Below are 24653 nucleotides of genomic sequence, written 5' to 3'. Positions count from 1 at the left end.
TATATGTCAGAGCAGGTTGACCAGCAGATGGAAGAGTACTTCGAGACGATGCCGTTTCTCGAACGTATCGGTATCGAGAAAGCGGTTGTAGAGGACGGAATGGCAGAATTTCACGTCCCCTACGACGAGGATATAACTAACCATACAGTCGTACATGGCGGTGTCATGGCGACACTCGTCGACGCCACCGTCGCTGGCGCGATTCACAGTGACGCCGAAGCGACGCTCGAAGAGATGGAACCGCTTACGATCAACATGGATGTGAACTACCATGCGCCAGTTACAGAGGGAGACATCGTTGCAAGTGCATCATTGGTTCAGCGGGGTGGGACCATCGCTGTCGGCGAAGCGGAGGTTCGCAACGACGGTGATCTCGCTGTCTCGGGAACTGCGACGTACTTCCAGAAGTGGGAGTAACTGGAACGATACCGATCGATAGCACAAACACTTTTCTTATCCGCCCTCGACTTTCCGTGCATCATGAACATGGGACAAGTCCTCAAACGGACCGTGGAGCGGACGCCAGAGGCTATCGGCCTCGTCGATTCGAAAGCCGACATCCGATACACGTATCAAACTTGGTACGAAAAGTGTTGCGCGATCGCTGCATCGCTCGAATCGTGTGGAATTAGCCAAGGAGACTACGTCGCTGCGGCGATGCGGAATCGCGTCGAGTTATCGACGCTCTACTGTGCGACGCAGTTGCTTGGAGCGGTCTTCGTCCCCTACAATTTTCGTAGTTCATCGGACGAGCTGACATACCTGGTCGAGAGCACTGAGCCCGACATCCTCTTCTATTCCCAGGAGGTTTCGGCCGCTGTCGAAGCAGCAGATTGGACGACAGAGCTGTCTCAAATCGCTTTGGACAATACCACCGCATACGAGACGTTCCAATCAGCGGGTGACCCTGCTACGTTCTCGCCGACGTTCGTGGACCCGGATGAACAAAGCGTAGTGCTTCATACCGGTGGAACGACGGGTGATGCCAAGTTAGTTCCTCGAACCCACACGAACACCTATACGGCCGGGACGGCACACGCGCTTCAAAACTCGCTGTCACAGGGCGAGTCGACCCTTGGACTTATGTCACTGTCACATACCATGGGACTCCATGCGTTGGCTGCGACTCTGTTGCTCGGAGGGAAGTGGGTGACACAGCGGACTTTCTCTGCACCAGACACGGTCGAACTTATCGAGACTGAATCGATATCGAGTCTCTATCTGGTCCCGACAGTATACCACGACCTCGTGCACTCAGAGGTCGCTGAACGAGCGAACCTCTCCAGTGTCCAGCATGTGACCTATGCCGGGGCGAATATGGGACCGGCCACGATTCGGGAAATCCAATCTCAGTTCGAACCACAGACGTTCGTCAATCATTACGGCAGCACTGAAGTGTACACCCACGCTGTCTGTGATTGGGTCAGAGAAAAACCGAACTGTGTCGGCCGTGCCGGTTTCAACTCCGCTGTACGCGTCGTCGAGCCCAGCGAATTCGGCCAGCTGGACCCGGAAGCAATCGTCGCCCGCGACGCTCTGGGCGAGATCATTGTCGACGTGACCTCCCCAGAAGCGTTCGACGGCTACCTCAACGACACCATAAGCGATCGTTCGATAGCTAACGGATGGTTCTTTACCGGTGACCTGGGTTACCGAGACGAGGATGGCGACCTTTTCTACGTTGGTCGCATAGATGATATGATAATTAGTGGGGGTGAAAATATATATCCCGTTGAGGTAGAGTCTGTACTGGAGACACACGAAGAAGTCGCTGAAGCCGCAGTCGTTGGGCGTCCAAGCGAACGATGGAACCAGACCGTGGCTGCTTTCATCACACTTACGAGCGAACCGGCAAATGTAGATTTCTCCGCTGTTACAGCGGCGTTAGACGCCCATACACGTGAGAGTGAGACGCTCGCGGATTTCAAACGGCCTCGGAAGTACTACTTCATCGGTGAGTTTACGAAAAGCAACGTAGGGAAAATCCTTCGTAAGGAACTACAGAAGCCAGAATTGGACGTTGAGGTACATGACGTCGTTGATATCTCGTCCAACGGAGATGAGTGAGTCTGGACACGAGTGCTCTGAACAGTGGTGTTACACTAGTATTCTTGTAACATCTTTCCACTCTAAGCGAAATGTTTTTATGTTCAGTTATTCAATCCCACAGTAGCGTAGTGTGTTAGTTAATCATGCACATGGGAAAAGTCTTCCAGCGGACTGTTGAGAGGCATCCAGACCGTACAGCAGTTGTCGACAGAGATGAGAATGTCGAGTATAGTTATGATACGTGGAACGAGCGAGTGAATCGCCTCGCCTCAGCCTTCGAAGAGAGAGGTATCGGTTCAGGTGACCGAGTAGGCGTCGTAATGCAGCCTCGCGTACAGGCTGGGACGGTTTACTGGGCTGTACAGAAGTCCGGTGCTATTTTCGTTCCGTACAATATTCGGGCTTCGGCCGACGAGCTCCAGTTTCTCGTTAACAATACTGAGCCAGACCTCCTCGTGTATTCCTCCATCGCTCGGGACGCGATTGACGAGGCTCACGAGGCCTTTACCACGGACGAATTGGCATACGTTGACGAGGACCCTCCGAGCTACGCCGAGCCCTATAGCGAACTCCTCAGGAGCGGAGAGGATGAATTCGAGCCGGTGAACGTAAGCAGCGACGACACCAGCCTTATTCTACACACTAGTGGCACAACGGGACGACCGAAAGGTGTCCCGCGAACGCACACAAATACGTATACTGCTTCGACGGCACACGCTATCCAATCGCAGTGGAAGGATAGCGAGACGACCCTTGGACTGATGCCGATCTATCACACGATGGGTATTCGGACTCTTACAACGATGGCGATTTTGAGCGGCACGTGGGTCGCTCAGCGCTCGTTTTCACCCCAGCAAACTGCGGACCTTATCGAGGCTGAATCGATATCGAGTCTCTATCTCGTTCCGACAGTATTCCACGACTTGGTCAACGCCTCGGTCTTAGAGACCACTGACGTCGCATCGGTCCGATGCATTGGATACGCCGGAACGCCGATGACCGAAGCAGTTCAAACAAATGTCCGCGAGGCATTAGATCCCGATATATTTGTAAACCACTACGGTAGCACCGAAGTCTACACATACTGTGTCTGTTCCTGGCTCGACGAGAAGCCAGGTTCAGCGGGTCGTGCAGGTATCAATACACGTGTTCGCGTCGTAGATGCTGAACGCGAGAGCGACATTGCACCGACCGACACAGTCCCAGCAGAGGCGCTTGGTGAGATAATTGTTGATGCTACCTCTCCGGAGGCCTTCGAGGGTTATCTTAACCGCCCAGAAGCGACCGAAGATGCATTCACTGATGGTTGGTATTACACCGGGGACCTCGGCTACAGGGACCAAGACGGTGACCTCTTTGTCGTCGGCCGCGTCGATGATATGATTATCAGCGGTGGCGAGAATATCTATCCAGTCGAAGTGGAAAACGCGATCGATGGCCACGAGGCCATCGAGGAAGTAGCCATCGTCGGAGTAGACGACAAGCGATGGAATCAAGTTGTGACAGCATTCCTAACGGTACCGGGAGACCCAGCAGCCCAAGACTTCGACGACCTAGCGAACGAACTCGATAAATACATTCAAAACGGGGACACCATTGCGGATTTCAAACGGCCAAGAAAGTACGTCTTTGTTGATGAAGTCGTAAAGAGTAACGTCGGCAAGGTTCTCCGCCGAAAACTTGACGCTGATGATACGGATGTTGATATTCACCAAATCGTCGATGTGTAAGCGCAGTCTTCGTTAGTAACGCTGCATTGCCGAATGGTCGATAGGCGACCGTCTAAAAATCGGCCATCACATAGATGGGTTCATATTTCCCAATATCACTCCAATATACACATCATACGAATATATTTTCGCCATCTAGAGTTCGAATTGGAGATAATTGCGGGTTTGGAGTTGAAAAGCGCATATATCCTTTTATATCCCAAATTTCCCACATCATATTAGATATTGGGATCGGTCACCACTATTTACTAGAGATAATGTCTTAGTTTCGTTCTTGACCTGAGCCGATTTACGATTCCCGTCGGTGTCGGAGTTCCATACGAGTGTCGATATCTCGTCGGACGCCGGAATCGTCCGTCTCAACAAGTACGCCGTCAGTCGCCTCTAAAAACACTGAACGGCCGCCAGTATCTCCGTTAATATTTCGTAGCGCATCGAAATGAGACTCATCGAACAGAACCGGGTTGCCTCGATATCCCTGATAAGCGGCTGCTACAGCTGAGCCGAGTTCTCCACGATACGCATCGATGAGTAGTTCTACAGTCTCTGGGTCAACATCAGGCATATCACCGGGAAGGAAAACGATTGCGTCAGAATCCCTAGCCGCACGTACGCCACGTGCAACGCTCGTCGATAGTCCATCGGTATACGCCAAATTCCGAGCGAAATGGACGGGATAGTCCGCCAGCGATTGTTTGACGTCGTCGGCTTTGTACCCTACTACAACTACAACATCGTCAAGTGGCGCGTCCAGCAGAGTCTTTAGAGCGTGTAGTACGATTGGTTTGCTATCTACCTCAGCGGTCAGTTTGTTGGCTTGACCAAATCGACTGCTCGTTCCGCCCGCTAATACGACGCCAACAATGGTCGGGCCATTGTCGTCGGCCATCGGCGACGCGTTTTTGACATCCTGGCGGTCATACAATACCTGATTAGAGTTCATTTCGGTCTCCCGTCGAAACTACAAACCGCTGACCGAGATCGTCGTCCCTTCGAGGGATAGCAAACGAAGAGCGGATTCACCATGGCCCATCTCGAATAAGTCGTAAAGCTGCAAAAGTATTTTGTCATGGCGGCATTATCAATCTCAGATAGTTGGTGAGGAAGTTCCTGAGCAAGTGTGATCAGTTGTTCGAATCGTTCAGTGCGTAGGCGTCCCAGTTTCGTAGACTATTCCCATTGGATTGGATCAAGGGTATAATGAATGGGACTTTGGTCAACATGATTATTTAGAAATCGATACGCTGAGCCTGGATAGCTTCCGCCCTAATGGGGTTCAGCGTCCGGATCAACGAAGACGATGCTAAACGCTGGGAAGCCAAAACAACGCGTCGTCGAAACCGAGAGCACCATTCCGTCGTTTGGCCCGTGACACTCCAAGAGGTCGCCCCGATGAAGACTCTCGTCAAGTGGCAACCGATCAGCCTATGCCGGATGAGTCGCTGACCATCACGCTGAGCGTGCCGCGGTTTGAGTGGATCAAGCCTCTGATCCGGACAGAACCATACGGTCATGTCATCGATAAGTTCGACCATGAATGCGTATTGTTCCCCGTAGTGGTACTCGTAGCCAGATGACCGGCGGGCGCGGTCAACGTGGTTCTGACGGCCTGTGTCGCCAGCTCCCACTCGGGAAAAGCCTTGCCATGAACAGTAGTCCTCGCTACAAATGGCCAGAAAGCCTGTTTCAGAATTTCGAATTCGCTCGCGGGCTAGTGGAGTACCAACCTGACTGTCAGCCGCTGTCTCGATATGGCGAGGCCACTCTAAACGGGAGTCCATTGGTCCTACTGCTCTCCTCTGAGTTCACCGTCAAACACTTCGCCCGACGCCTGTGCCCGGCGGTGCTCGGCGGCGATGTTAGCGACGTCGTCGGTTTGGTCTTGTGCCTCTTCGTCAACTGGCTGCTTGTCAATACTCATGGTGAGGCTCTCATCTGCCAGAGGCGCACAAAATCACGCGCAGTCGCGGTCGTTTACGTCTGATCGACGGGGACTAGCCCTTCCCGGTACTCGATACGACGGCTCTGTTGAAACTCTCAAGAAGTTACATGTACGTCCGGTAGTCTGACCGGATGGAAGCCCTTCCGGAATCGCGGTTACTCCGGTTCGTCAAGCAGGCATTACACTTGGCACGCCGAGCTGTCGCTCGCTATTCATCGAAGTTCTCGAAACGCCGGTACACACTTCACGTCACACTTCTCCCGACTAACGGTGTCGTCGGGATCGACGCTTCCGGGTTCGACCGCAGTCACACTTCAAAACACTACACGAAGCGAACGAAGCTGACGATTCAGCAGTTGAAAGTCACACTGATCGTAGACACGAAAGCGAATGCGATCATTGATCTCCACGTAACGACGATCAGAAAACACGACTCGCAAACCGCACCGTCACTCATCAAGCGGAACACCGCTGAAGTGGCGATTCTCCTTGGAGACAAAGGATATGACGACCAGAAGATTCGGGCGTTAGCCCGTGAAGAGAATCTTCGTCCGCTTATCAAACACCGAGAGTTCTCGGCACTTCACAAGGCGTGGAATGCTCGGCTGGACGCTGACCTTTAGGGCCAACGGAGTCAGAACGAGACGGTGAGCTCCCTTCTCAAGCGAAAATATGGTGCATTCGTGCGCTCACGACACTGGTGGAAGCAGTTCCGTGAACTCGTTATCGGCTGTCTTACTCACAACATCGACAGGGCACTCTGAACAGTGGATATAGATGAACGATAGAGCGAACCAAGTTGTAACACCCCTGATTTCCGTCAGAAAAGTCATGACCGATACAGAGGGTGGATACAGAAGGTCGAAGGGTCCGTTTCATCCATTCGTCTCTGTATCACCTGGGAGGTAAAACGTGCTTATTGGTCGACAAGTTGTTTTTGCTCTTCGAGCGTTTCCTCGTGGTCTTCAACAGCATCTTTCCGAGCCTCTGCATCACCACTGAGCCGGTCTGATAATTCTTTGAGGCGGTCTTGTTCCCCATAGAGGACAAGCGTGTCGTCCGGTTTCGTCTCCGTCTCTGGTTGTGGCGCACCAATATATGAATCATCTCGACGGATACCGAGTATCAACACCCCTTCGCGTGGTAAATCCAGCTCAGAAATCGACTCCCCTGCCAACCAATCACCCGCGCTGATTTCCACCTCCGCCACACGATACTCGCGTTGCAATCCGAGTAGCTGGGCATAATCCGAGACCTCCAACTCTGTAGTCTCACTTAGCGCCCATTCGATGAGTGGCGTAACGAGGCGGTTGAACCATCGACTCTGTGCGAACAGAATAATTACACCGGCACCACCGAGAATATACAGTAAGTTCAACAGGTCGTCGCCACCAGTACGCGTGAACGAAAGGATAAGCGATGAGATCGCACCAAGGAGTCCAATACTACCGAGGCGGATGAGCGCCTTCACCGTTTTGCGACGGCCTGACGTGGTGACAGCCTGTTCAGCCTCTTCGGTCGTATATCCAGCTCCAGAGAACGCAGACGTGGCTTGGAAGGAGGCCACATCTGGTGAAAGGCCCGTCATCATTCGTCTTTAGCTAAACGAAGAACCGCCATACAGTAGTAGTCTATCACGGCTTCTTTCCGAGAGGAATGAGGAAGCCGAGTCTGTGCACGACAACGGCTCCTCATCTCGGATTATGCGTCGGCTCACTACGCTCTTTCCATCTGAGTTTCTCGAAGACCACGCCGAGGAACTCGGCGTGGTCGAGCGAGAGAGCAAGCTTCAGATACCTGTTCTCGTCTGGGCGTTCGTGTTCGGCTTCGCCGCAGGCGAATGCCGAACACTTGCTAGCTTCAGACGCAGCTACAACTCCACAGCTGATGAGACGATATCTCCCGGCGGTTTCTATCAGCGATTGACGCCAGCACTCGCGGCGTACCTCCGCGACCTCGTCGAGCGTGGCCTCGACGAGGTCGCTGCTCCCGACGCTGTTGACGCTGATATCGACCGTTTCAGGGACGTGATGATCGCGGATGGAACCGTGCTACGGTTACACGAGTTCCTTGCCGATGAGTACGAAGCTCGGAAAGAGGAGCAGGCTGGAGCGAAGCTCCACCTGCTCCACAATGCCACCGAGCAGACAATCGAACAACTCGACGTGACGGACGAGAAAACGCACGACAGCACGTTATTCAAGACGGGTTCGTGGCTCGATGGACGGCTTGTGCTGTTCGACTTAGCGTATTTCAAGTACCGCCGCTTCGCGTTAATCGATGAGAACGGCGGATACTTCGTAAGTCGGTTGAAAGAGAGCGCGAACCCAGTAATTACCGAGGAATTACGGGAATGGCGCGGCCGCGCCATTCCCTTGGAGGGCAAGCAGATCCATGACGTCGTGGAAGATCTCGACCGCACGTACATCGATGTTGAGGTCGAAGCCGAGTTCAAGCGAGGGCCGTACGACGGAACGCGGTCACTGGATACGAAGACGTTCCGCGTCGTCGGCGTCCGCGATGAGGACGCCGACGACTACCATCTCTACATCACGAATCTGTCGAGAGAAGAGTTCTTCCCGGCGGATCTTGCGACAATCTATCGGTGTCGGTGGGAAGTTGAGTTGCTGTTTCGTGAGTTGAAGACGCAGTACGAACTGGATGAATTCGACACGAGCAACCCGGATGTTGTCGAAATTCTGCTGTACGCAGCGTTGCTGTCGCTGTTGGTGAGCCGCGAGTTATTGGATCTGGTCACCGAGCAGGCCGACGATGAGATCGTGTTTCCGCCGGAACGCTGGGCGGCGACCTTCCGGTCGCACGCCCAGCTCATCCTTCACGAACTCGGTGAGTATCTCGGCTTCTCACCGCCACCGTTGTTAGAACGGTTAATCGAAGACGCTCAGAAGATTCACAAGCAACGGCCAGTGGTGCAAGAAACGCTCGTTACTGCTACACAACCGAGGGGAGAGGCTTAGCTAAAGACAGATGGGATTCATTCGTCACTCCGCTCCGAGCGGAAAAGAAGGAAGACGGGCACAAATCTGAGTGGGGAATCAACGGCATCGAGCGGCTTGAGAACCTCTCCCAGCCATAATCCTGTTACTCAATCCTTGGGCTGACGAGGTTCTCTCGATATCTTACCAAATCTTGGGAACAAAATAGCACAAATTGTTTGGTAAGAGCAGGAAGCGTTGGTTTATCGGATTACCATCTCAATCAGTCGATAATGGACGTGAATGAGGACCCTCCCTTTGTGAATTCTCCTGAACATCTCGACCCCTCTGAAGTCCATCGCCAAGATGAGAAACTCCAACGCGGGAATCACTCCCCCGCCCACTCCGACCACGATGAAATTCTCTCTTCTCTCCTTCAGACGATTCGCACGAATGGGACTCGCCGGACGCTAACACAGTTCTATGTCCACAATCTCCTTCGGATGAGTCTATTGCGGCACGGAGATCAAAGTAGCGCAACATCGAACCCGACTGGCCTAGAGCTCTCACCGGAGCAAGATCCTGGTCTCCCACCACGACTCGTCCAGTTCGGCGTCGGAATTACCCTCGAGACAGATACTGAAACGACCGATCCACAGTCGTTCGAGCAGATTGCGACATATCTCCTCGAACTCAAGAACTGGTACGCTCGGCAGGGTAGCTCACACCTTCCGCTCGACTCACCGATGGCGGATCCGTACTTCGGGATGGTGTGGCGTGAACTCACGACCCTGCGTCACGCAGATGGTTTTCAGATGCTCGAAAAAGCGTACCGGGCATACAAACCCTGGGAGCAGGAGATGGAGGAACTTCTCGGCTTTTCCATTGAGGATGCCGTCTACTATACCCGTGAACTCACGGATTGGATTACACCGAGATTAGAGGGACAGGATACGGAGGTCGCGAGGTGGTCGCCGTCACTGCTAGATTTCTCTCAGAAAGCGATTGAACTCACGGACGAGGCGGTTTGGGTGTCCGAAGAGACTCTTGTGGACTGGTGCGACGACAGCCCACGTTTCCAGAACTTCCTCGAACGGCTGGTCGTCGAACCGGGCACTGCTTCCGGATTTCGCACGCCGGTAGATGTGAATCCACTAGAGCGAGCGCCGTTCATTCGAACTGGTGATGAGTTCCTGCTTCCGCTTCCCCGTACCGTTCTCTATGCTCTCGCCAACACCTTCTACTACGATTTGATCGATTCGGAGTACCAGGGCGAATTTCAGCTACGGTTCGGTGATTGGCTCGAGGAGTGGACTGGGGACTGTCTCTCGAAGGTCTTCTCGAAAGACGATATCATCCGGAACTACACCTATGAGTACGACGGTGAGGAAGTAGAGGGTGATATACTGATCCTCCACGACGATGAACCCATCATAATCGAATGTAAGGGGAAGAAGCTCCGCGCTGAGACTCGGAAAGGAAACTTCGGGGGCATCGACGCGATCAAGGAAGACATCGAACGAGGGATCGGAGACGCGTACCACCAGGCTGATCGGCTGGTGACGGGCGTTCAATCCGGCCAGATTACTGAGATCGAAACGTCGGATGGGACGACGATCTGCTTGGAACCCTCCACTCTTGAGGATGCACATCGGTGGCTTGTACTTGGAGAATCGTATGGGTCAATCGCGACTCGTGACTTCGCGAAAATACTCGATATTACGCCTGTTCCGTACGTCTGCGATATCTATGACCTGCAGGTACTTGCCGAGGTCCTTGAGTCTCCCGAGCGACTTCTCCACTACGTCCGGCAACGAACTCGTCAAACGACGGTTCAACTCCGGCTTCCGGGTACTCAGTACGTGAACTCGAAAACGTTCAGTTCTGATGAGATCGACTACCTAGCCGTCTACAAGCGCAACGGCTGGGAGTTCCCGCCGGGTGCTCGACGCATCACAGGGGCTGGAGACAACCTTCGAAAAGACGCTATCGATTCGATAATGGACAGCGGGGAGTTTCAATTCACATTCTAATTGCTTGGCCTCGACGATCTGGTGTTGGGTGTGTCTTACCAAACTACTGTTCAGTACTCGCCGCTAATGTTTGGTAAGAACGGGTGGATTTCCAGGAGAAGCCTCGGAAATGGTAGAGGTAGCAAAGCATCTGGAACACCGGAATGGTAGTATCAAGGGCTCTCTTACGTACTCACACAAACCCATACAGACCCACGAAAAATATAAATACTCATAGAGTATTGGTAATGGGTACGAGGGGATACAAAGGGTGAATATCGTAATAGACGTGCCCGATTCACTCGTCGGCCGGATGAAACGCGCTGTCGCTGCGGGCAACTACGATGACCCGCAGGAGTTCGTTCGGACGGCGATCGAGAATCAAATCCAGCTCGAAGAGGAGGAGACTTCCCAGGAGGTCAGATCGCTGGAAGAAGCCCTCAATTCTGTAGAGCCAGAGGCCGAAATAGAAGCATCGCCTGAGGAGACCAAGCCCGACGATTCGGTTCACGAACAGGCGCAAGAGCGCCAGTCTGACGATGCTGCGCCGGCTGATCGGACGAACGAGACAACGCTGTCGCTGGCTCGACGCCAGTACGACGACATTCCGACGGTTGCACCGCCCGACGAGTCGCGGTTGGACAAAGGTCCTCTCTGGGGACAGTACAATCGTATTTTCCCCGTCAAGCTTGTCGTTCGGGGATTAGCGAATGCTTTGCTGGACTCGTCCGAGGAGGGGCTCCCCGACGATCCGTGGCTTGATTTCCAGCCGTTTCAGCGACGCGCCGCGAGGACGGCTCGGAAGATCGGGACTGAAATCGCGATACACGACGATCGAGCGGGGCGCAAACGAGGTGAGAAGCTTGCTGCCGCGTTGCCCACGGGCGATGATCCCGACAAATCGATGGATCGATTCGAGACGCATTTCATCGGACGCGTCGAGCACGACGATGAGTTAACCGGGGCACTACCGCACCTGTCCTTCGTCGACATCGTTCGAGAAAGCCCCCAGCAGATCGGGCTCACGGACGCTGGCCAGGAATTTGCAAGCCTCTCGAACCCACTTCTCGACGACGGCGTCGACGCCGACACGTCCCTCTCACAGAAGGAGCGACAGTTCTACATCTCGCATGTACGGGACGTGCGAGAAGAAGAATACACGGCAATGCAAAAGGTCGCTCAAGCAATCGAAGAGGGCGATAACCGGCCAACGTCGCTGACCGAGCGGGTAGCTTATCTGAATCCGGAGTGGTCGAACTCGCAGGCTGAGACGATTCGCTCTGGCCTCACGAGTCGAATGTACGAGCTGGGGCTGGTCGACCGGAGCCAGGTCGGTCAACGAGGTATTGCCTATGAACTAACAGCTGCCGGCGAGACGTTCCGATCCAACGACACGGAATCCACACAACCTCATTAGACTAACACCAATGGCCGATAACGAGACATCCACCCCCGAATCGACGATCGACGCGCTGAGTCCTGGTGATGAGTGGCCGTTCCACTATCGTGGCTACGGGCTGAGCATAAACCAGGACGGCGACATCTGGTGGCAGGCGTATAACGGAACCGACCGTTTCGACTTGGAGCCGGTACCATCCGGCCTCGTCACTGAGTTGCTTGAGCTGAAACGGAGCGGTGGCGCTCTCCGTGTTACCGAAGGCGGAGCCGTTATCACGCGAATCGAGACCGGAGACGGCAGTTCAGACGCGTACAAGACCGTGTACGTCGGTCAAATCGACCTCGACGGCCGGCTCGTCCCCCGTGATGAGCCGGGGCACGCCGTCCCGATCAGTCCGAACGGACTCGATCCCGGTGACCTCTGGAAGAGCGTCTATGATGGAGCGACGTACTCGTTCAGTGGCGAGCGGTTCTGGTGGCAGGACGGCGAAACGAAGCTTCGGCACTCATTTGCCGATACGTTGCCCCGGGAAATCACTGACGAGCTGAAACGGCTTCGAATGAACGGCGGTCGGTTCGTGATCACGCCCTGTGGTGACGTCGTCACGCAGATCCCCAACGAGAAAACGCCTCCCGATATCCGAGCGCAATTCCGGGAGCTGTCTCGCCCGGTGAAACGGTTCCTCCAGCTTCGGCGCGACCGCGGCAACGTCGATATGGTCCCCGTCTACGTTGGCCATCTCTCCGCTGACGAGCGGCCGATCGAAGTCGAAGAGCCGACCCGGCTGACCGATCCGCTCTCTGAGCAAGAGGAAGCCTCGTTAGAGGCCTGGGTCGCCGCGATGGGGTCGTACGAAGAGAGCGATCTCTCGGAAGACGATCACCGCCGCGACGATCGGGGGAGGGGTCACGATGAGCGCTGACGGAAACGGGTCGCTCAGGCAGGAGCCGACCCAGGTCCCGACCGTTAACCGGCGACAGCTGACGGTTGAACCGGGACATCCGTGGCCCTCTGCATATCGCGGTTCGAAATACAGTATCGTTTCGTCCCGGAAGTTCGGTGATGTGGCCCAGTGGAGCCACATGGGCGACATCCAGGCGATGACCGAACGGCCGGGCGGACTCAAAACTGCCCTCACCGAACTCGGGAAAACCAACGGGCGTGGGAGCTTTCGGCTGACCGCTACCGGGGAAGTACTGACAAAAGTCCCAGCTGACCAGTACCAACGGACTTCGCAGGCCCGTGCTAACCGTGGTCATATCCCCGTTTATGTCGGCAAGCTCGATGGCGACTTTGATTTCGAGGAGATCTCCAACGACCCTACGCCGCCCAGCGACACAAACGCCGTGGAAATCTGGACGGGTCTCCCGTTCAATCACGGCGAGACCTGGGCAGTTTGTACAGATGATGTGCTCCGATGGAGCTGGCAGGACTACCGCTTTGAATCGGCCTTTGATCATCCGGAACTTGTTGCGGCGTACAAATCTCTCCGTCCAGAGGGCGGGCGGATCTATATCAACGAACACGGTCACATCTGGGGGAATGTCGATCGCGATACAGTCCCCTCAAGCGAACGGGGACGGATCCGCGACGCTTTCGACGAGTGGGAACGAACGGCGTCGAATGCTGAACGCCGACTTGTAACTCGTCGACTGAACCGTACTGAGAGTGAGGCCGCTGCGAACGGTCTCCTCCCCGTGTATCTCGGTCATATTTCACAGTTCGACGGAGGGATCGTTCCGAAACCAGTGGTCACTGACAACAGCTACTTCGGAGACAGTGCGATGGACCCGGATCAGTAGCGCACCTCAAATAATGACTGCCGACTAACATCATGGGACGGCGTTTTCCAACACCGATCTTCGGGATTGAACGCGGACCGGAATGGGTACCGACACTGGTAGAGATCGCTATCGAGAACGACGACGAACTCACTCGAGATCAGTTCGAGGAGCGCTGTCGTGAGCGCTTGCGCAAACCAGACGGCAGCCGGTATTCGCCGAGTTACATCGAACGAACGCTGTCGACGTTCATCCAGATGGGTGTCCTCAGAGAACACGACGATAAGATCACCGTCTGGGAGTTCGCGCGCCGGTTCCACGACGGCGACATCGAGTATACGGAGTTCCTCTGGCGTGGCATCAAACAGAGCTGGGTTCTCCAAGGCAATTATCCAGAAGGAATTGAAGGGCTCCGGGATGCGCATTACGTCGTTCGACACGCTGATCGGCCGTTACAAGCGGGAGAGATTCGTGAACGGCTGACCGACGAGTTTGGATACGAGTACAACGATGCTGGGATACGCGGCTATCCGGAACTGTTGACCCAGCTCGGTGCGCTCCGAGAAACCGACGACGGCTACGTTCCTGGCCCTAGATCGAGCACCTACGAGGGTCGGTGGCGGGATGTCGACATCTTCCACAACCTCGAACGGTGGATCCATCATCGGGGCCCGACGTTCGATGTCCCAGCTGCTGACATCAAACAGGCGCTCGTAAAGTACTACATGTATCGGGAGTCCGGTGGGTGGGGACGGCACCGCAGCCTGTACAATCGCTTCCTCGACGACTATGTTCGTGAGACGTCGCGTGAGAGCGACGTGGCTCATCCCCAGATTCATCTGTCCGAAGAATACCAGGAGGATGAACGGGATCGGAAGAGCATAAGAAAGCAGATCAAAGCGAAATTCGATGATATCGACGGCCGCGATCTCGCTGGACTCTATGCCGAGACACTCGAGGACATCCTCGCTGCCGAGACCGAGGCGGAAGCCAAGGACCTCCTCTCAGCGGCGAGCCCCGGTATCTCCCGCCGGGACGTCAGAAATGCGTTTGACGAGGAGAGAGAACCGTACACGTTCCCTGCTGGATTTTCGCTTTACGACTGGCAGTCTGAAGCGATTAACACGTGGTTCGACAACGAGGCCAGCCCATCTGAACGCGGTATCGCGCAGGTGGTGACGGGGGCCGGTAAAACGGTGATGGCGCTTGGTGCCATCGACGAGTGGCTGGACAAGCATCCCGACGGCGTCGTCACGGTTGTTGTGCCGACGAAGGTGTTGATGCACCAGTGGCTCCGCGAGTTCCTCGAGAAATTGAACGTCCCTCCGTCGGAGATCGGCTGGGCGGGAGGAGGCCACAAAGACGATCATAGTGACCGTCGCATCATCGTGAGCATCGTCAACTCCGCTGTCAAGGACGATTTCTTGGCCCAGTCGCTCGACGCTGCCGATATTGATGAGCACCTCTTGGTCGCCGATGAGTGCCACCGGTATACGGGAGACGTCCACTCGAAAGTCCTCGAATATTCCAACACTGCGACGATGGGGCTGTCTGCGACACCGCTGTCGACGATCGATCCGGAGAACGACGAACTCACCGACGACGACGAGTTCCTTCTCGAGAACTTGGGCTCGCTTTTCTACAGGCTGAGTTACGACGAGGGGGTTGACCGCGGCCTCATCTCCGAGTTCACCATCAACTACGTCGGTTTCGAGCTAACGCCGGCCGAACGTCACACCTACGAACAGTTCTCGAAGAAGGTGTCATCCGCTGTTCGGGATATCGAAGCGCGCCACGGCCACCGACTCGCCGAATTGCGGGGAAACTATTCACAGAACCTGCAGACGATTCGCGAGTCGGCGGACTCGCCGACGCCGGCGATTGCCGACTTCTTCGAGTACACGAAACGGCGGCGCGAGCTGATCGCCGAGGCGGTTTCCCGACAAGCGATCACGCACCGTCTCCTCGAGGACGCAATTGAAGAGGACAAGAAGACGATCGTGTTCCAGGAACGAATCAAACACCTGGAGCAGATGGTCGCCCCGTATGATCAGCGGGATGAGAAGACCCAAACGGGCAAGTATGGCTCGAAGGAGAGCGAACGGGCGAGTCTCTACCAGCAGTACGAGGACGAACTCGACGATATCAATCGCGACCTCGAAAACCTGTTTTTCCGTCGCGATTACGCACCCGTGATGTACCACTCCGGGCACCGCAATTCGGAGTGGAACGAGTGGGGGATCGAATGGTTCCGGGACGAAGGGTTTGCGAACGTGATGCTGAGCGTCCAGGCTCTCAAGGAAGGGGTTGACGTCCCCTCGGCAGACGTTGGGATCATTCGCGTCTCGTCTGGAAACGTCCGTGATCGCATCCAGACCCTCGGGCGCATCCTGCGAACCGGACACGATCCGGACAAGCCCTCGACGCTGTACGTGCTCTATGCCCAGGATACAGTTGACGAACGAATCTTCGAGGAAGTCGACTGGGAAGCCGAAATCGGCGGGACCCATCACTATTACAAGTGGGAGACCAGCGACGAAATCATCAAAGGCGAACTGGAGGGGCCTTCAAAAGAACACGAACCGGACGTCTCTGTGTATCAGCAACCGGAGATCCCCGATCCGTCCGACCTCGAACGTGGGGATCCATATGAGGGGCCTCGCCGTGGACGGACTGTTAGCGTCGATACGCAGGGGCGCCCGTTTCGTGACACAGCCGATGGCCGTCAGTATATCACGACTCCGGAAGTCGAAGAAGTGGCTGAGTACGTCCACCGCCTCCGCGGCGGCGGTCGCATCATCATCAATGATGCCGACCACATGATCACCGTTACCGATGAGGGGCCGGTCTTTCTGGGAATTCTCGAAGCCGACTCGCTTGACTACGAAGAACAGACGGAGGACCAGGAGGTTCCCGAAACCTTCGACGAATTCATGAATGAGGGTGATTGACACATTACATTGGTAGCTGCTGAAATTTCTCAACCACCTATTTTTAGGGAGGACGCAAACACCTCTGGAACGAATGGAGATCTCGTTTCAACACACGAATCCTCTCGCAGGGCACGAATCAACACTCCTGCATGTGTCTACACGGGATGACGATACCTACAGCTATCTTATTGATGCTGGCAAGAGTGTCTCTCCTGCAGCGTTTTTGGACACGGATGCCGAGTTGGATGGCGTCTTCCTAACACACGCCCATACTGACCACTATGCAAGCCTCAGTCAAATTCTCTCGACAGCTTCCGATACACAACTCTATACGTCACCTGGAACGGCGACTATGTTTGAAGATGTCTACACTGAGGCCGATCGGTACCAAGACCTCGGAGATGTCACCCACATCATAGAAGCACTGACTCCGATCGATACTTGGACGCCCCTCAATGATGGCGTGTTTGTCCTCCCGGTGCCTGCAGGGCACACGCTAGGCGCAGCCGGCTTTCTCTTCCGAATCGATGATCTACGGAACAATGAAACCGTGACAGTACTCACGACGGGTGACTTCACAACTCGTCCAGTCGGGGGGTATCCTAGCTTGACGATCCCCGAATCGATCGATATTGATATTATGATCGCGAACGCCGCTACTTCGCCACACTTCGAAGATAAGCTCAACGATGCACTCGAAGTCCTCCTCGAACGGGGACTCAGTGGTGCCACGACACTTGTCGCGGCAAGTGCCCTGACCGGAGTTCACATGGCATACCTCCTTGGACATGTCCTCGACGAGATTGACCGTCAACTTCCGATCCATCTCGCTGGCCAAGCGGCGAAGCTCTACACTACGCTCGATTACGATGTCCCCTTCGTCTCTGCTCATCCTCAGTTCGAACACACCGACGAGGTACTTGCCTCCGGTGCGATCACTATCGCTGGGCCCGAGGCTCCGACACAAGGAAGCATCGCCCGTCTTTACGGGGTAATCAAGGACGATCCAGACGCCGTCTTCGTCCAGCTCACGACCTCGGGCGTAGAGGCTGTTGATGATGGTGAGTGTACCACGCACTACGCCGAACTCGCAAACCACCCGACCAAGCAACAATTCATCAACACCGTTGAAGAAAATCTTCCTCGGCACCTGATTCTAAAACACGTCCGACCGGAGCACGGCAAGGAAATCGGGGCGAACTTCGATAATCTGTTTCACTGGAGCAACGACGATACACAGGCCCACGTCCTCTATGATGACGGTGACTGGCCGGCCCCACATTGGGTGGATGACGGGACTGCAAGCAGAATTCGGCGGCGAAATTACCAGCAGAGTGGCTCTCGCCTCCTGATCGACCGCCCTATCGATGAGCTCCCAACGGTCTCCATGACACGGCAATCCCCAGAACTGTCGGCAGAGGGCGTCGAAATTACCCAATTCAAAGACCGCTATGAGTCGATACAGTCAATCCAACAGCCACCAAGCGATGAATCAGCGAGTGGAGAGGAAGAACAAGAATCGCCTGGAGTCCATTCCGATGCCGAGGATTCGAATCAACCACCGTCGATTGATACGGAACTCTTGACGGACATCACCGAACGACTGGATGCGCTTGAAGCCGCACTGGACGATATTAGAGATACGATCCCGACGGAGGAGACGGTCACGAGCGGAATCGACACGTTAGAGGATCGGATCGACGATATTGAAGCAGACATCAGCAGCCTCCCCGACCAGATTGATTCAGACGACGGGAACACAATCTCCAGCACCGTTCTTCGGCAGGAAGATCTTGTCCTGTTCCGGGTGAAATCAGATGTACTTGCCGATCAGGACCTCTCGCTTAGTCACCAACAAGATGTCAAACTCAAAATTGTTGAGGTCTCTGATGATCAATCTAAAGAAAAGTAGATCGAGCAGAGTAGCGAAGGCATTTATAACCTCCAGACAGTGCTGGATAGTTCAGAACTGGGCTGAACGTTGGGGTACATAGCGTATCTGTCCGAGAGTTTCTCGCAAATCAACATCTTGATGCGGAGGGGATGTGCTTGATTGTTTAATGCCAGTTGTGGCTTGTCCGGACTGTGAGTCATCCTTTGCGTTGTGGTCAATGTTTGCTGATCATTTTTGGTCCGAACATATTGAAATTACAGAAGGTTCGCCAGAGACGTGTCCTTCATGTGATTACCCGCTTACTGAGGACAATGTACTTTATCACCTCGCGTGTTTGACTGAAGTTGACCCGGGACAGTCTGGACAGGAATATCAACCGATAATTCGTTGTGTCCGGTCTGCGGTGAGTCGCTTACCGTAGACCACATATCCAACCACGTCCGGTCACACGCTGGTACTGTTCAGAAAGAGGTACTTGGCGGTGATCTTTCTTGTAGAGTGTGTGGTGAGATCCCCAACGATGAGAACCGGTTTACTGGTCATCTTGACTGTTTAGTCCAGCACCTTGCTCTTTCGAATGATGGCGACAACAGGTATACATGCCCCTACTGCGAAGAGCAAACGTCTCACGAAGGGGCCTTGGAATGGCACATTTGGCTAGATCATTTTGAGGCAAATGGGTTCCAGTGGCTTTGTTGAAATCCTATTGGTACGACACCTTTCCCGCTGAAACAGCTGTTGGGTAGGACTGCGTATCGTTCAAATTGCTGTTTGTCTTATCCTCGCTGTTTTAGTTGTGTGGTCAATACTGAGAATATGAAGCGTCGGACAATTCTCAGCCGACTCGGAGCGGGTGGGTTATTGGGTCTTGGTGGTTGTGTAGGGGCACCGACCACGGACTCTCAGTCATCGGCGACCTCGACTACCACACCTCAGGAGGGCCTTCAGCGGCGTATATCTCTCGCCAGAGAGGAGTCAGTACCTGACGAGTATCAGATTCGAGTTGAGACGGCGATTCTTGAATCGACGATCACAGATACACACCCGGCTCGAATCCGGGTCACAATCACGAACGACGGGCCGGCGCGTGAGATTTCAGTTTCGACGGGTGGGTGCTCACTATTCAATAGGTGGAGTCAGACGAGCCATCCACGAGGGCTGTGGCTTGGATTCGCCGACGACCCTCAGTACGTCACGGAACAAGGCCCAAAATGGGTGGCTGACCCTCCCGAGGGGTTTCCAGACTATGGCTGTGCTGGCCAAACATTTGACTCCGGTGAGTCGGTTCACAACGAGTACGAAATTTATCACGACGGTCGCGTCGGAGATTATCTGAAGTCTGGAACCTATCGATTCGAGGAAGAATTTTTCGTTTCGAAATCCGAGGAACAGGAAGCAGGCGAGTCACTTTCATACGCATTTGTATTGACTCTCGAAAATCCAAACTGTACTCTTTGCTTCTGAGACTCTGATAATAAGGTTCTCTCCGTTCAGAGTGCCTTGTCGAGGTTGTGAGTGAGACAGCCGACAACGAGTTCACGGAACTGCTTCCACCAGTGCCGCGAGCGGACGAACGCACCATATTTCCGTTTCAGGCGAGAGTTCACCGTCTCGTTCTTGACTACGTTGACCGTAGAGGTCGGCGTCCAGCCGAGCATTCCACGCCCTGTGTAGTGACGAGAACTCCCGATGCTTGATAACCGGGCGAACATCCTCCTCGTGAGCTAATGCACGAACCTTCTGGTCGTCGTATCCCTTATCACCGAGGAGAATGGCTACATCATCGGCATTTCGGTTGATAAGCGACGGTGCGATTTGTGAGTCGTGTTTACGTGTCGTTGTCACGTGTAAGTCAATGATCGCATTCGCTCTCGTGTCCACGAGAAGTGTAACTTTCAACTGCTGAATCGTCAGCTTTGTTCGCTTCGTGTAGTGCTTCGAGGCGTGACTGCGGTCAAAGCCGGAGGCATCGATTCCGACGACACCGTTGGTCGGGAGGAGTGTGACAGAGAGATTGAGAAGAACTCGCCAAACAGCCATGTCAAGGCGGTTGAACGCCTTACACAACGTCGAAGGGGACGGGATTTCCTCAAGATCGAGGGTGCTTCGAATCCGAGGCATCTCGATAAGTTCGTCAAGAAGTGTCCGGTACGTCGTATTCTTCCGAACCTTGAGACAGAGGAGGACGATGTGCTGGTGAAGTGAGTACCGTCGTTTCGAGTACTTTGAAGAGTAGCGAGCCACAGCTCGACGAGCCAAATGAAATGCTTCCTCAACGAACTGGAGTAACTGCGATTTTGGGAGGGCTTGCATCCGGTCAAACTACCGGGCGAACCTGTTAACTTCCTGAGGATTTCAACAGAGCCGTTCCAGTCTAACTGCCCAGGTTGTGGCCAGACTCTCTCATTCGGTGCCCTCAAGCAACACTTGCTCTGTCAAGATGATGTTCATGGGCCGGATGCGGCACGACTCTATGATCTACGGATTGATGACTGCTTTCTGTGCGATGTCTCGGTCCTGAACCCGCAGGTCCTCCAGCGGCACATCTCAGGGAATCATCTATCCCAGATACAAGACATTCACGGAAAATGTCAGATCTGCGGTGAGACAATTGACGATGGCCAAGTTTCCCTCCATTATCCATGCCTTGCCGCATCTGCTGACGCCGAGATCAATTTTCGACAGCAACCGACGTGGCGCTGCCCTATCTGTAACGAGGTCACGGATGCTCGGGATGATTTTATCACTCATCTTGAAACGGATCACGAACTGGATCTGTTCGTGGCCGACAACTGCCGTGTCTGTGGTGACTCCCTAACAGAAATGGCGGATCATTATTCTTGTCTTGACGCGCTGGTCGGGAAAGCAGTCGGTACGGATACTTTGGATGCTGATATTCAGGTACCGCCTGTACTTTCCCACCAACCAAACAAAGTCACGTACACGGCTTCAACACCGTTACCGAAAGACGAGCGAACCTCATTCTATCGTGGTTTGGGGGGTTTCGTTGAGCGGGAACGACAGTCGGCCCGAGATGAAGCGTGGCATCGCTACGAGGAGATCCCGTTAGCCCAGCTAAAGTACAGAGAAGACTTGATCCTAGACCTGATGCCGCTTGGACGCCAGTCCCACCCACACTATGATCTGCAGTTTGTGTTTGAGCGGCCGGTCCCCGAATACGAACATGAGCCCGATGATTTGGCAACACGGTTCGGGATCTATCCACGGCAAAAAGTGATCGTCGGTGCTGATGCCGATATGTTAGGTCTACCTATGGAGGCTGAAGTGACATTCGTCGATGACCAGACAATCGGGATCTCGCCTGATCCCGACCAGTCGTACCGTGACTCAGAACTCCAAACAGCACTAACCAACGATAGCACCGCCTATCATCTCGTTGACTTACTTACGCCTACACCCTACGACCGGAAGCAAGAGGCCATCACAAAGGTACAGTCAACTACCACAGCGGATAGCTTAGTGATGGGCGATACAGCCGTAGTTGAGCATCCACGTGACGTCGGATCGTTCTATGCCGGCAGGTTAAATCAGCAGCAGCGAGAAGCGGTTGGTCGAGCGTTGGGTGAACCAACGCTGTGTTGTATCCATGGCCCGCCCGGGACCGGGAAGACGCGGACCTTGACAGCGGCTATTGAACTGGCAGTTGCCCGTGGTGACCGGGTTCTGGCCTGCGCTCATTCAAATCAGGCGATTGATAATCTGCTCAGTGGATCCAGTACGGTGGATGAGCCAGAGGAATCGAGTCTCCATGCCTTCGTGATGGACGAACGCGAGATAACGATGGCTCGTGTCGGGCATCATTCTGAGGATCCGGTCGTTCAACAGTATTACCAGGGTGTCGAGCCCGCTCGTGCGGACATCGTCGGTGCGACGACGAGCGCTGCGGCTGAACTTGATGTCGATGAATTCGATCTTGTGATCGTTGATGAGGCGACCCAGGCTGACCAACCAGCGACGTTCATTCCGCTACTGCGGGGTGAGAATCTTGTGTTGGCTGGCGATCACAAGCAGTTGCCACCGTTCTGTTCAGATGAAACCGCTCGTGAAGAGGATATGCATATCTCGCTGTTCGAACATTTCCAACGCGTTTACGGTGGGCAGGTATCGACTCGGCTGATCCGGCAGTACCGGATGCATGAGGACATCGCTGCGTTCCCGAGCACCCAGTTCTATGATGGTCAACTGGAGCACGGGGACGACAATCGGAGATGGCAGATCAGCGATCTCAAACCGATGGTGGGGCATCATATCCAGAGTACGGAACAAATGCGGGATGAGACAAAATCACGGTACAATCCCGATGAAGCTGAACTGGTCGCCCAACAGGCGCGGCTCTTACAGATGCACGATGTCGACTCCTCTGACATTGGGATCATCACGGCATATTCCGCCCAAATCGGTGAAATCGCTGACGCGTTACGAAACGAGGATGTCGAAGATCCGGACAAGATCGAGATCGATACGATCGACAGCTTCCAAGGTGCTGAGCGTGAGGCGATCATCGTTTCGTTCGTTCGAAGTAATGAAGCCCACGCCAGCGGGTTCTTGGCTTTCCCTGATGAGGGCAAACGTCGTCTCAATGTTGCCTTGACGCGGGCGAAAAAGCGGCTCGTAGTGATTGGTGACTTTGGGACACTCGGAGCGATCAGTGAACACAGGACAGAAGACGAATCATGTGCCCATATCTATCGGGCATTATATGACCACTTACGTGACCGCGATTGCTTGAAGAACCACACTTAACTCTTCGACTGACGTACAGATTGGGGCGAGGTAACTGTGAGCTTATTCTCGGACTTTAACTGGTTCCCCGATGAGGTATCCGTTACCCTTCTTGAGTTTGATACGCCGCTTTTCGCCAGGAGTTCCACCCTCAACGTGAACTTGGTGATTTTTGTACTGTGCTATAGTGTCTAACGTCCCGCCGTAGTCCTCAATCTGTACAGTAACGGTAGTCCCCACCGCTTCGTCCTGTGAGATGCGTTCGCCACTCGTACTGGACTGTTTTTGCTGCTGATTCTTGGTATCGACTTCTGTGGTAGATCGGCGGTGCGATTCGATTGACTGTACTTTGTCACCAACGATAACGTTCTGGTCTTGTCGCGCTCGATCGTGGAAAGTACCCTGACTATCACCGACCTCGCCCGGTTTCGCATCCCCCACATCGTGGGCTTGATCCTTCCGGTGACGATAGCCATAACGACCCTTGTTATCGCGCCCCATACACACCCGCAGAAGCCGCTCGACAATAAATTTCGGGTCAACTGAACGGTTGAGAGCAGTGTGGCACGTTCCGGTGTCAAAGCGACGCTTCTCCCTACCGACTTAGTTACTGCAGCGTCATGAGTAGCGCATGAACTTGTGGCTCGTGCCTGTCGACGAACCGTCTTTTCAGCGGACACTCGCTGAACCAATCGACCTGTCGGATTGGGACAACCGTCCCGATTCATTTCCGGAACGTGCCCGCGTATGGGGAATTCGGACGGATCAGGAACAGGGGTCTTGGGAGCGCAACCGACGGAATCTCGAATGTATGGAGCGTGGTGACCCGCTCCTGATCTACCGCAACGTGATGAGTCAGTACACTGCGACTGGGCGTGTCGGGTCGATGGCTCACACGGAACACGTCCGTGACGAGTATTGGGACGGTGGCCCGGCCCTTGACATCTATGTCGTAGAGGGGTACGACGACTCTATTGATGTGGAACCCGAAACGGTCAATCGGTTACTCGGCTACGAAGAGTCGTTCTGGCCACAGGGACTCTGGCGGGTGAGTGACGGTCGTCCAACAGAGCGGGTCATTCGGAAGTTCGATATCTGAAGTACTGGCGGATTCCTTATAGAACGCGTCAAGAATTTGAAAACGAACACTCTGGCTGTCGTTTGAGGTAGATCTCCCGATATGCGCCGCTGACCGGCTCTTCATTGGCACTCTTACCAAACACCTGGATGCGAG

16 protein-coding genes and 2 pseudogenes are annotated in these 24653 nt (G+C 54.4%); 13 read left to right on the top strand and 5 right to left on the bottom strand.

The features are described from left to right. Positions 1-3 precede the first annotated feature (3 nt). The 3 genes from ACODNH_RS01495 (at position 4) to ACODNH_RS01485 (ending at position 3779) form a co-directional block, all read left to right on the top strand. Positions 4-417 (top strand): PaaI family thioesterase, encoded by a 414-nt coding sequence (locus ACODNH_RS01495; protein ID WP_434530187.1) that lies wholly within the window; start codon positions 4-6, stop codon positions 415-417. A gap of 63 nt (positions 418-480) precedes the next feature. Further along, entirely contained in the window at positions 481-2067 is a 1587-nt protein-coding gene (locus ACODNH_RS01490; protein ID WP_434530186.1) for an AMP-binding protein, read from the top strand. A 131-nt stretch (positions 2068-2198) separates the two neighbouring features. Beyond that, on the top strand, positions 2199-3779 hold the full coding sequence (locus tag ACODNH_RS01485; protein WP_434530185.1) for a class I adenylate-forming enzyme family protein: 1581 nt from the start codon (positions 2199-2201) through the stop codon (positions 3777-3779). A 289-nt stretch (positions 3780-4068) separates the two neighbouring features. Here the strand turns inward: ACODNH_RS01485 and ACODNH_RS01480 are convergent, their stop codons facing one another. Together ACODNH_RS01480 and ACODNH_RS01475 are read right to left on the bottom strand one after the other, a co-directional pair. After that, complete coding sequence (locus tag ACODNH_RS01480) at positions 4069-4668, bottom strand: nucleotidyltransferase family protein (RefSeq protein ID WP_434530184.1); 600 nt, start codon at positions 4666-4668, stop codon at positions 4069-4071. A gap of 897 nt (positions 4669-5565) precedes the next feature. Beyond that, positions 5566-5700 (bottom strand): hypothetical protein, encoded by a 135-nt coding sequence (locus tag ACODNH_RS01475; RefSeq protein WP_434530183.1) that lies wholly within the window; start codon positions 5698-5700, stop codon positions 5566-5568. 152 nt (positions 5701-5852) lie between these two features. Between ACODNH_RS01475 and ACODNH_RS01470 the strand changes: the two are divergent. After that, positions 5853-6485 (top strand): annotated as a pseudogene (locus ACODNH_RS01470) (IS5 family transposase). A gap of 152 nt (positions 6486-6637) precedes the next feature. Here ACODNH_RS01470 and ACODNH_RS01465 read toward each other — a convergent pair. Next, positions 6638-7312, bottom strand: a complete 675-nt coding sequence (locus ACODNH_RS01465) for a potassium channel family protein (RefSeq protein ID WP_434530182.1) — start codon at positions 7310-7312, stop codon at positions 6638-6640. A 112-nt stretch (positions 7313-7424) separates the two neighbouring features. On the opposite strand from ACODNH_RS01465, the gene ACODNH_RS01460 reads away from it, so the two are divergent. The 7 genes from ACODNH_RS01460 (at position 7425) to ACODNH_RS01430 (ending at position 18694) form a co-directional block, all read left to right on the top strand. Beyond that, a complete protein-coding gene (locus ACODNH_RS01460) occupies positions 7425-8699 on the top strand; it encodes an IS4 family transposase (RefSeq protein WP_434530116.1) in 1275 nt (424 codons plus the stop codon). A gap of 461 nt (positions 8700-9160) precedes the next feature. Continuing rightward, complete coding sequence (locus ACODNH_RS01455) at positions 9161-10690, top strand: hypothetical protein (protein ID WP_434530181.1); 1530 nt, start codon at positions 9161-9163, stop codon at positions 10688-10690. 250 nt (positions 10691-10940) lie between these two features. Then, entirely contained in the window at positions 10941-12086 is a 1146-nt protein-coding gene (locus ACODNH_RS01450; RefSeq protein ID WP_434530180.1) for a ribbon-helix-helix domain-containing protein, read from the top strand. A 10-nt stretch (positions 12087-12096) separates the two neighbouring features. Then, positions 12097-12990 (top strand): hypothetical protein, encoded by an 894-nt coding sequence (locus ACODNH_RS01445; protein WP_434530179.1) that lies wholly within the window; start codon positions 12097-12099, stop codon positions 12988-12990. After that, positions 12980-13870, top strand: a complete 891-nt coding sequence (locus tag ACODNH_RS01440; protein WP_434530178.1) for a hypothetical protein — start codon at positions 12980-12982, stop codon at positions 13868-13870. The genes ACODNH_RS01445 and ACODNH_RS01440 overlap by 11 nt, the downstream gene beginning before the upstream one ends. 32 nt (positions 13871-13902) lie before the next feature. Further along, a complete protein-coding gene (locus tag ACODNH_RS01435) occupies positions 13903-16800 on the top strand; it encodes a DEAD/DEAH box helicase (RefSeq protein ID WP_434530177.1) in 2898 nt (965 codons plus the stop codon). Between the two features lie 73 nt (positions 16801-16873). Next, a complete protein-coding gene (locus ACODNH_RS01430; protein WP_434530176.1) occupies positions 16874-18694 on the top strand; it encodes an MBL fold metallo-hydrolase in 1821 nt (606 codons plus the stop codon). A 1472-nt stretch (positions 18695-20166) separates the two neighbouring features. Here the strand turns inward: ACODNH_RS01430 and ACODNH_RS01425 are convergent. Then, positions 20167-20989: pseudogene (locus ACODNH_RS01425) on the bottom strand (IS5 family transposase). Between ACODNH_RS01425 and ACODNH_RS01420 the strand changes: the two are divergent. Further along, positions 20984-23440 carry an AAA domain-containing protein gene (locus tag ACODNH_RS01420; RefSeq protein WP_434530175.1) on the top strand — a complete coding sequence of 819 codons (2457 nt, stop codon included), beginning with the start codon at positions 20984-20986 and terminating at the stop codon, positions 23438-23440. The pseudogene ACODNH_RS01425 and the gene ACODNH_RS01420 overlap by 6 nt on opposite strands. Positions 23441-23482: 42 nt before the next feature. Here the strand turns inward: ACODNH_RS01420 and ACODNH_RS01415 are convergent, their stop codons facing one another. Further along, positions 23483-23920 carry a hypothetical protein gene (locus ACODNH_RS01415; protein WP_434530174.1) on the bottom strand — a complete coding sequence of 146 codons (438 nt, stop codon included), beginning with the start codon at positions 23918-23920 and terminating at the stop codon, positions 23483-23485. A 130-nt stretch (positions 23921-24050) separates the two neighbouring features. Here ACODNH_RS01415 and ACODNH_RS01410 point away from each other — a divergent pair, with 130 nt between their 5' ends. Continuing rightward, entirely contained in the window at positions 24051-24518 is a 468-nt protein-coding gene (locus tag ACODNH_RS01410; RefSeq protein ID WP_434530173.1) for a hypothetical protein, read from the top strand. Positions 24519-24653 lie beyond the last annotated feature (135 nt).

Origin of the sequence: Haloarcula sp. NS06, assembly GCF_051122755.1 — an archaeon.
GTDB lineage: Archaea > Halobacteriota > Halobacteria > Halobacteriales > Haloarculaceae > Haloarcula.
This window is presented reverse-complemented; position numbering and strand designations above follow the sequence as displayed.

Coding starts and splice junctions, on each gene's coding strand:
- ACODNH_RS01495 (WP_434530187.1), top strand. CDS start 4: ATGTCAGAGCAGGTTGACCAGCAGATGGAAGAGTACTTCGAGACGATG.
- ACODNH_RS01490 (WP_434530186.1), top strand. CDS start 481: ATGAACATGGGACAAGTCCTCAAACGGACCGTGGAGCGGACGCCAGAG.
- ACODNH_RS01485 (WP_434530185.1), top strand. CDS start 2,199: ATGGGAAAAGTCTTCCAGCGGACTGTTGAGAGGCATCCAGACCGTACA.
- ACODNH_RS01480 (WP_434530184.1), bottom strand. CDS start 4,668: ATGGCCGACGACAATGGCCCGACCATTGTTGGCGTCGTATTAGCGGGC.
- ACODNH_RS01475 (WP_434530183.1), bottom strand. CDS start 5,700: ATGAGTATTGACAAGCAGCCAGTTGACGAAGAGGCACAAGACCAAACC.
- ACODNH_RS01465 (WP_434530182.1), bottom strand. CDS start 7,312: ATGATGACGGGCCTTTCACCAGATGTGGCCTCCTTCCAAGCCACGTCT.
- ACODNH_RS01460 (WP_434530116.1), top strand. CDS start 7,425: ATGCGTCGGCTCACTACGCTCTTTCCATCTGAGTTTCTCGAAGACCAC.
- ACODNH_RS01455 (WP_434530181.1), top strand. CDS start 9,161: ATGAGTCTATTGCGGCACGGAGATCAAAGTAGCGCAACATCGAACCCG.
- ACODNH_RS01445 (WP_434530179.1), top strand. CDS start 12,097: ATGGCCGATAACGAGACATCCACCCCCGAATCGACGATCGACGCGCTG.
- ACODNH_RS01440 (WP_434530178.1), top strand. CDS start 12,980: ATGAGCGCTGACGGAAACGGGTCGCTCAGGCAGGAGCCGACCCAGGTC.
- ACODNH_RS01435 (WP_434530177.1), top strand. CDS start 13,903: ATGGGACGGCGTTTTCCAACACCGATCTTCGGGATTGAACGCGGACCG.
- ACODNH_RS01430 (WP_434530176.1), top strand. CDS start 16,874: ATGGAGATCTCGTTTCAACACACGAATCCTCTCGCAGGGCACGAATCA.
- ACODNH_RS01415 (WP_434530174.1), bottom strand. CDS start 23,920: ATGGGGCGCGATAACAAGGGTCGTTATGGCTATCGTCACCGGAAGGAT.
- ACODNH_RS01410 (WP_434530173.1), top strand. CDS start 24,051: ATGAACTTGTGGCTCGTGCCTGTCGACGAACCGTCTTTTCAGCGGACA.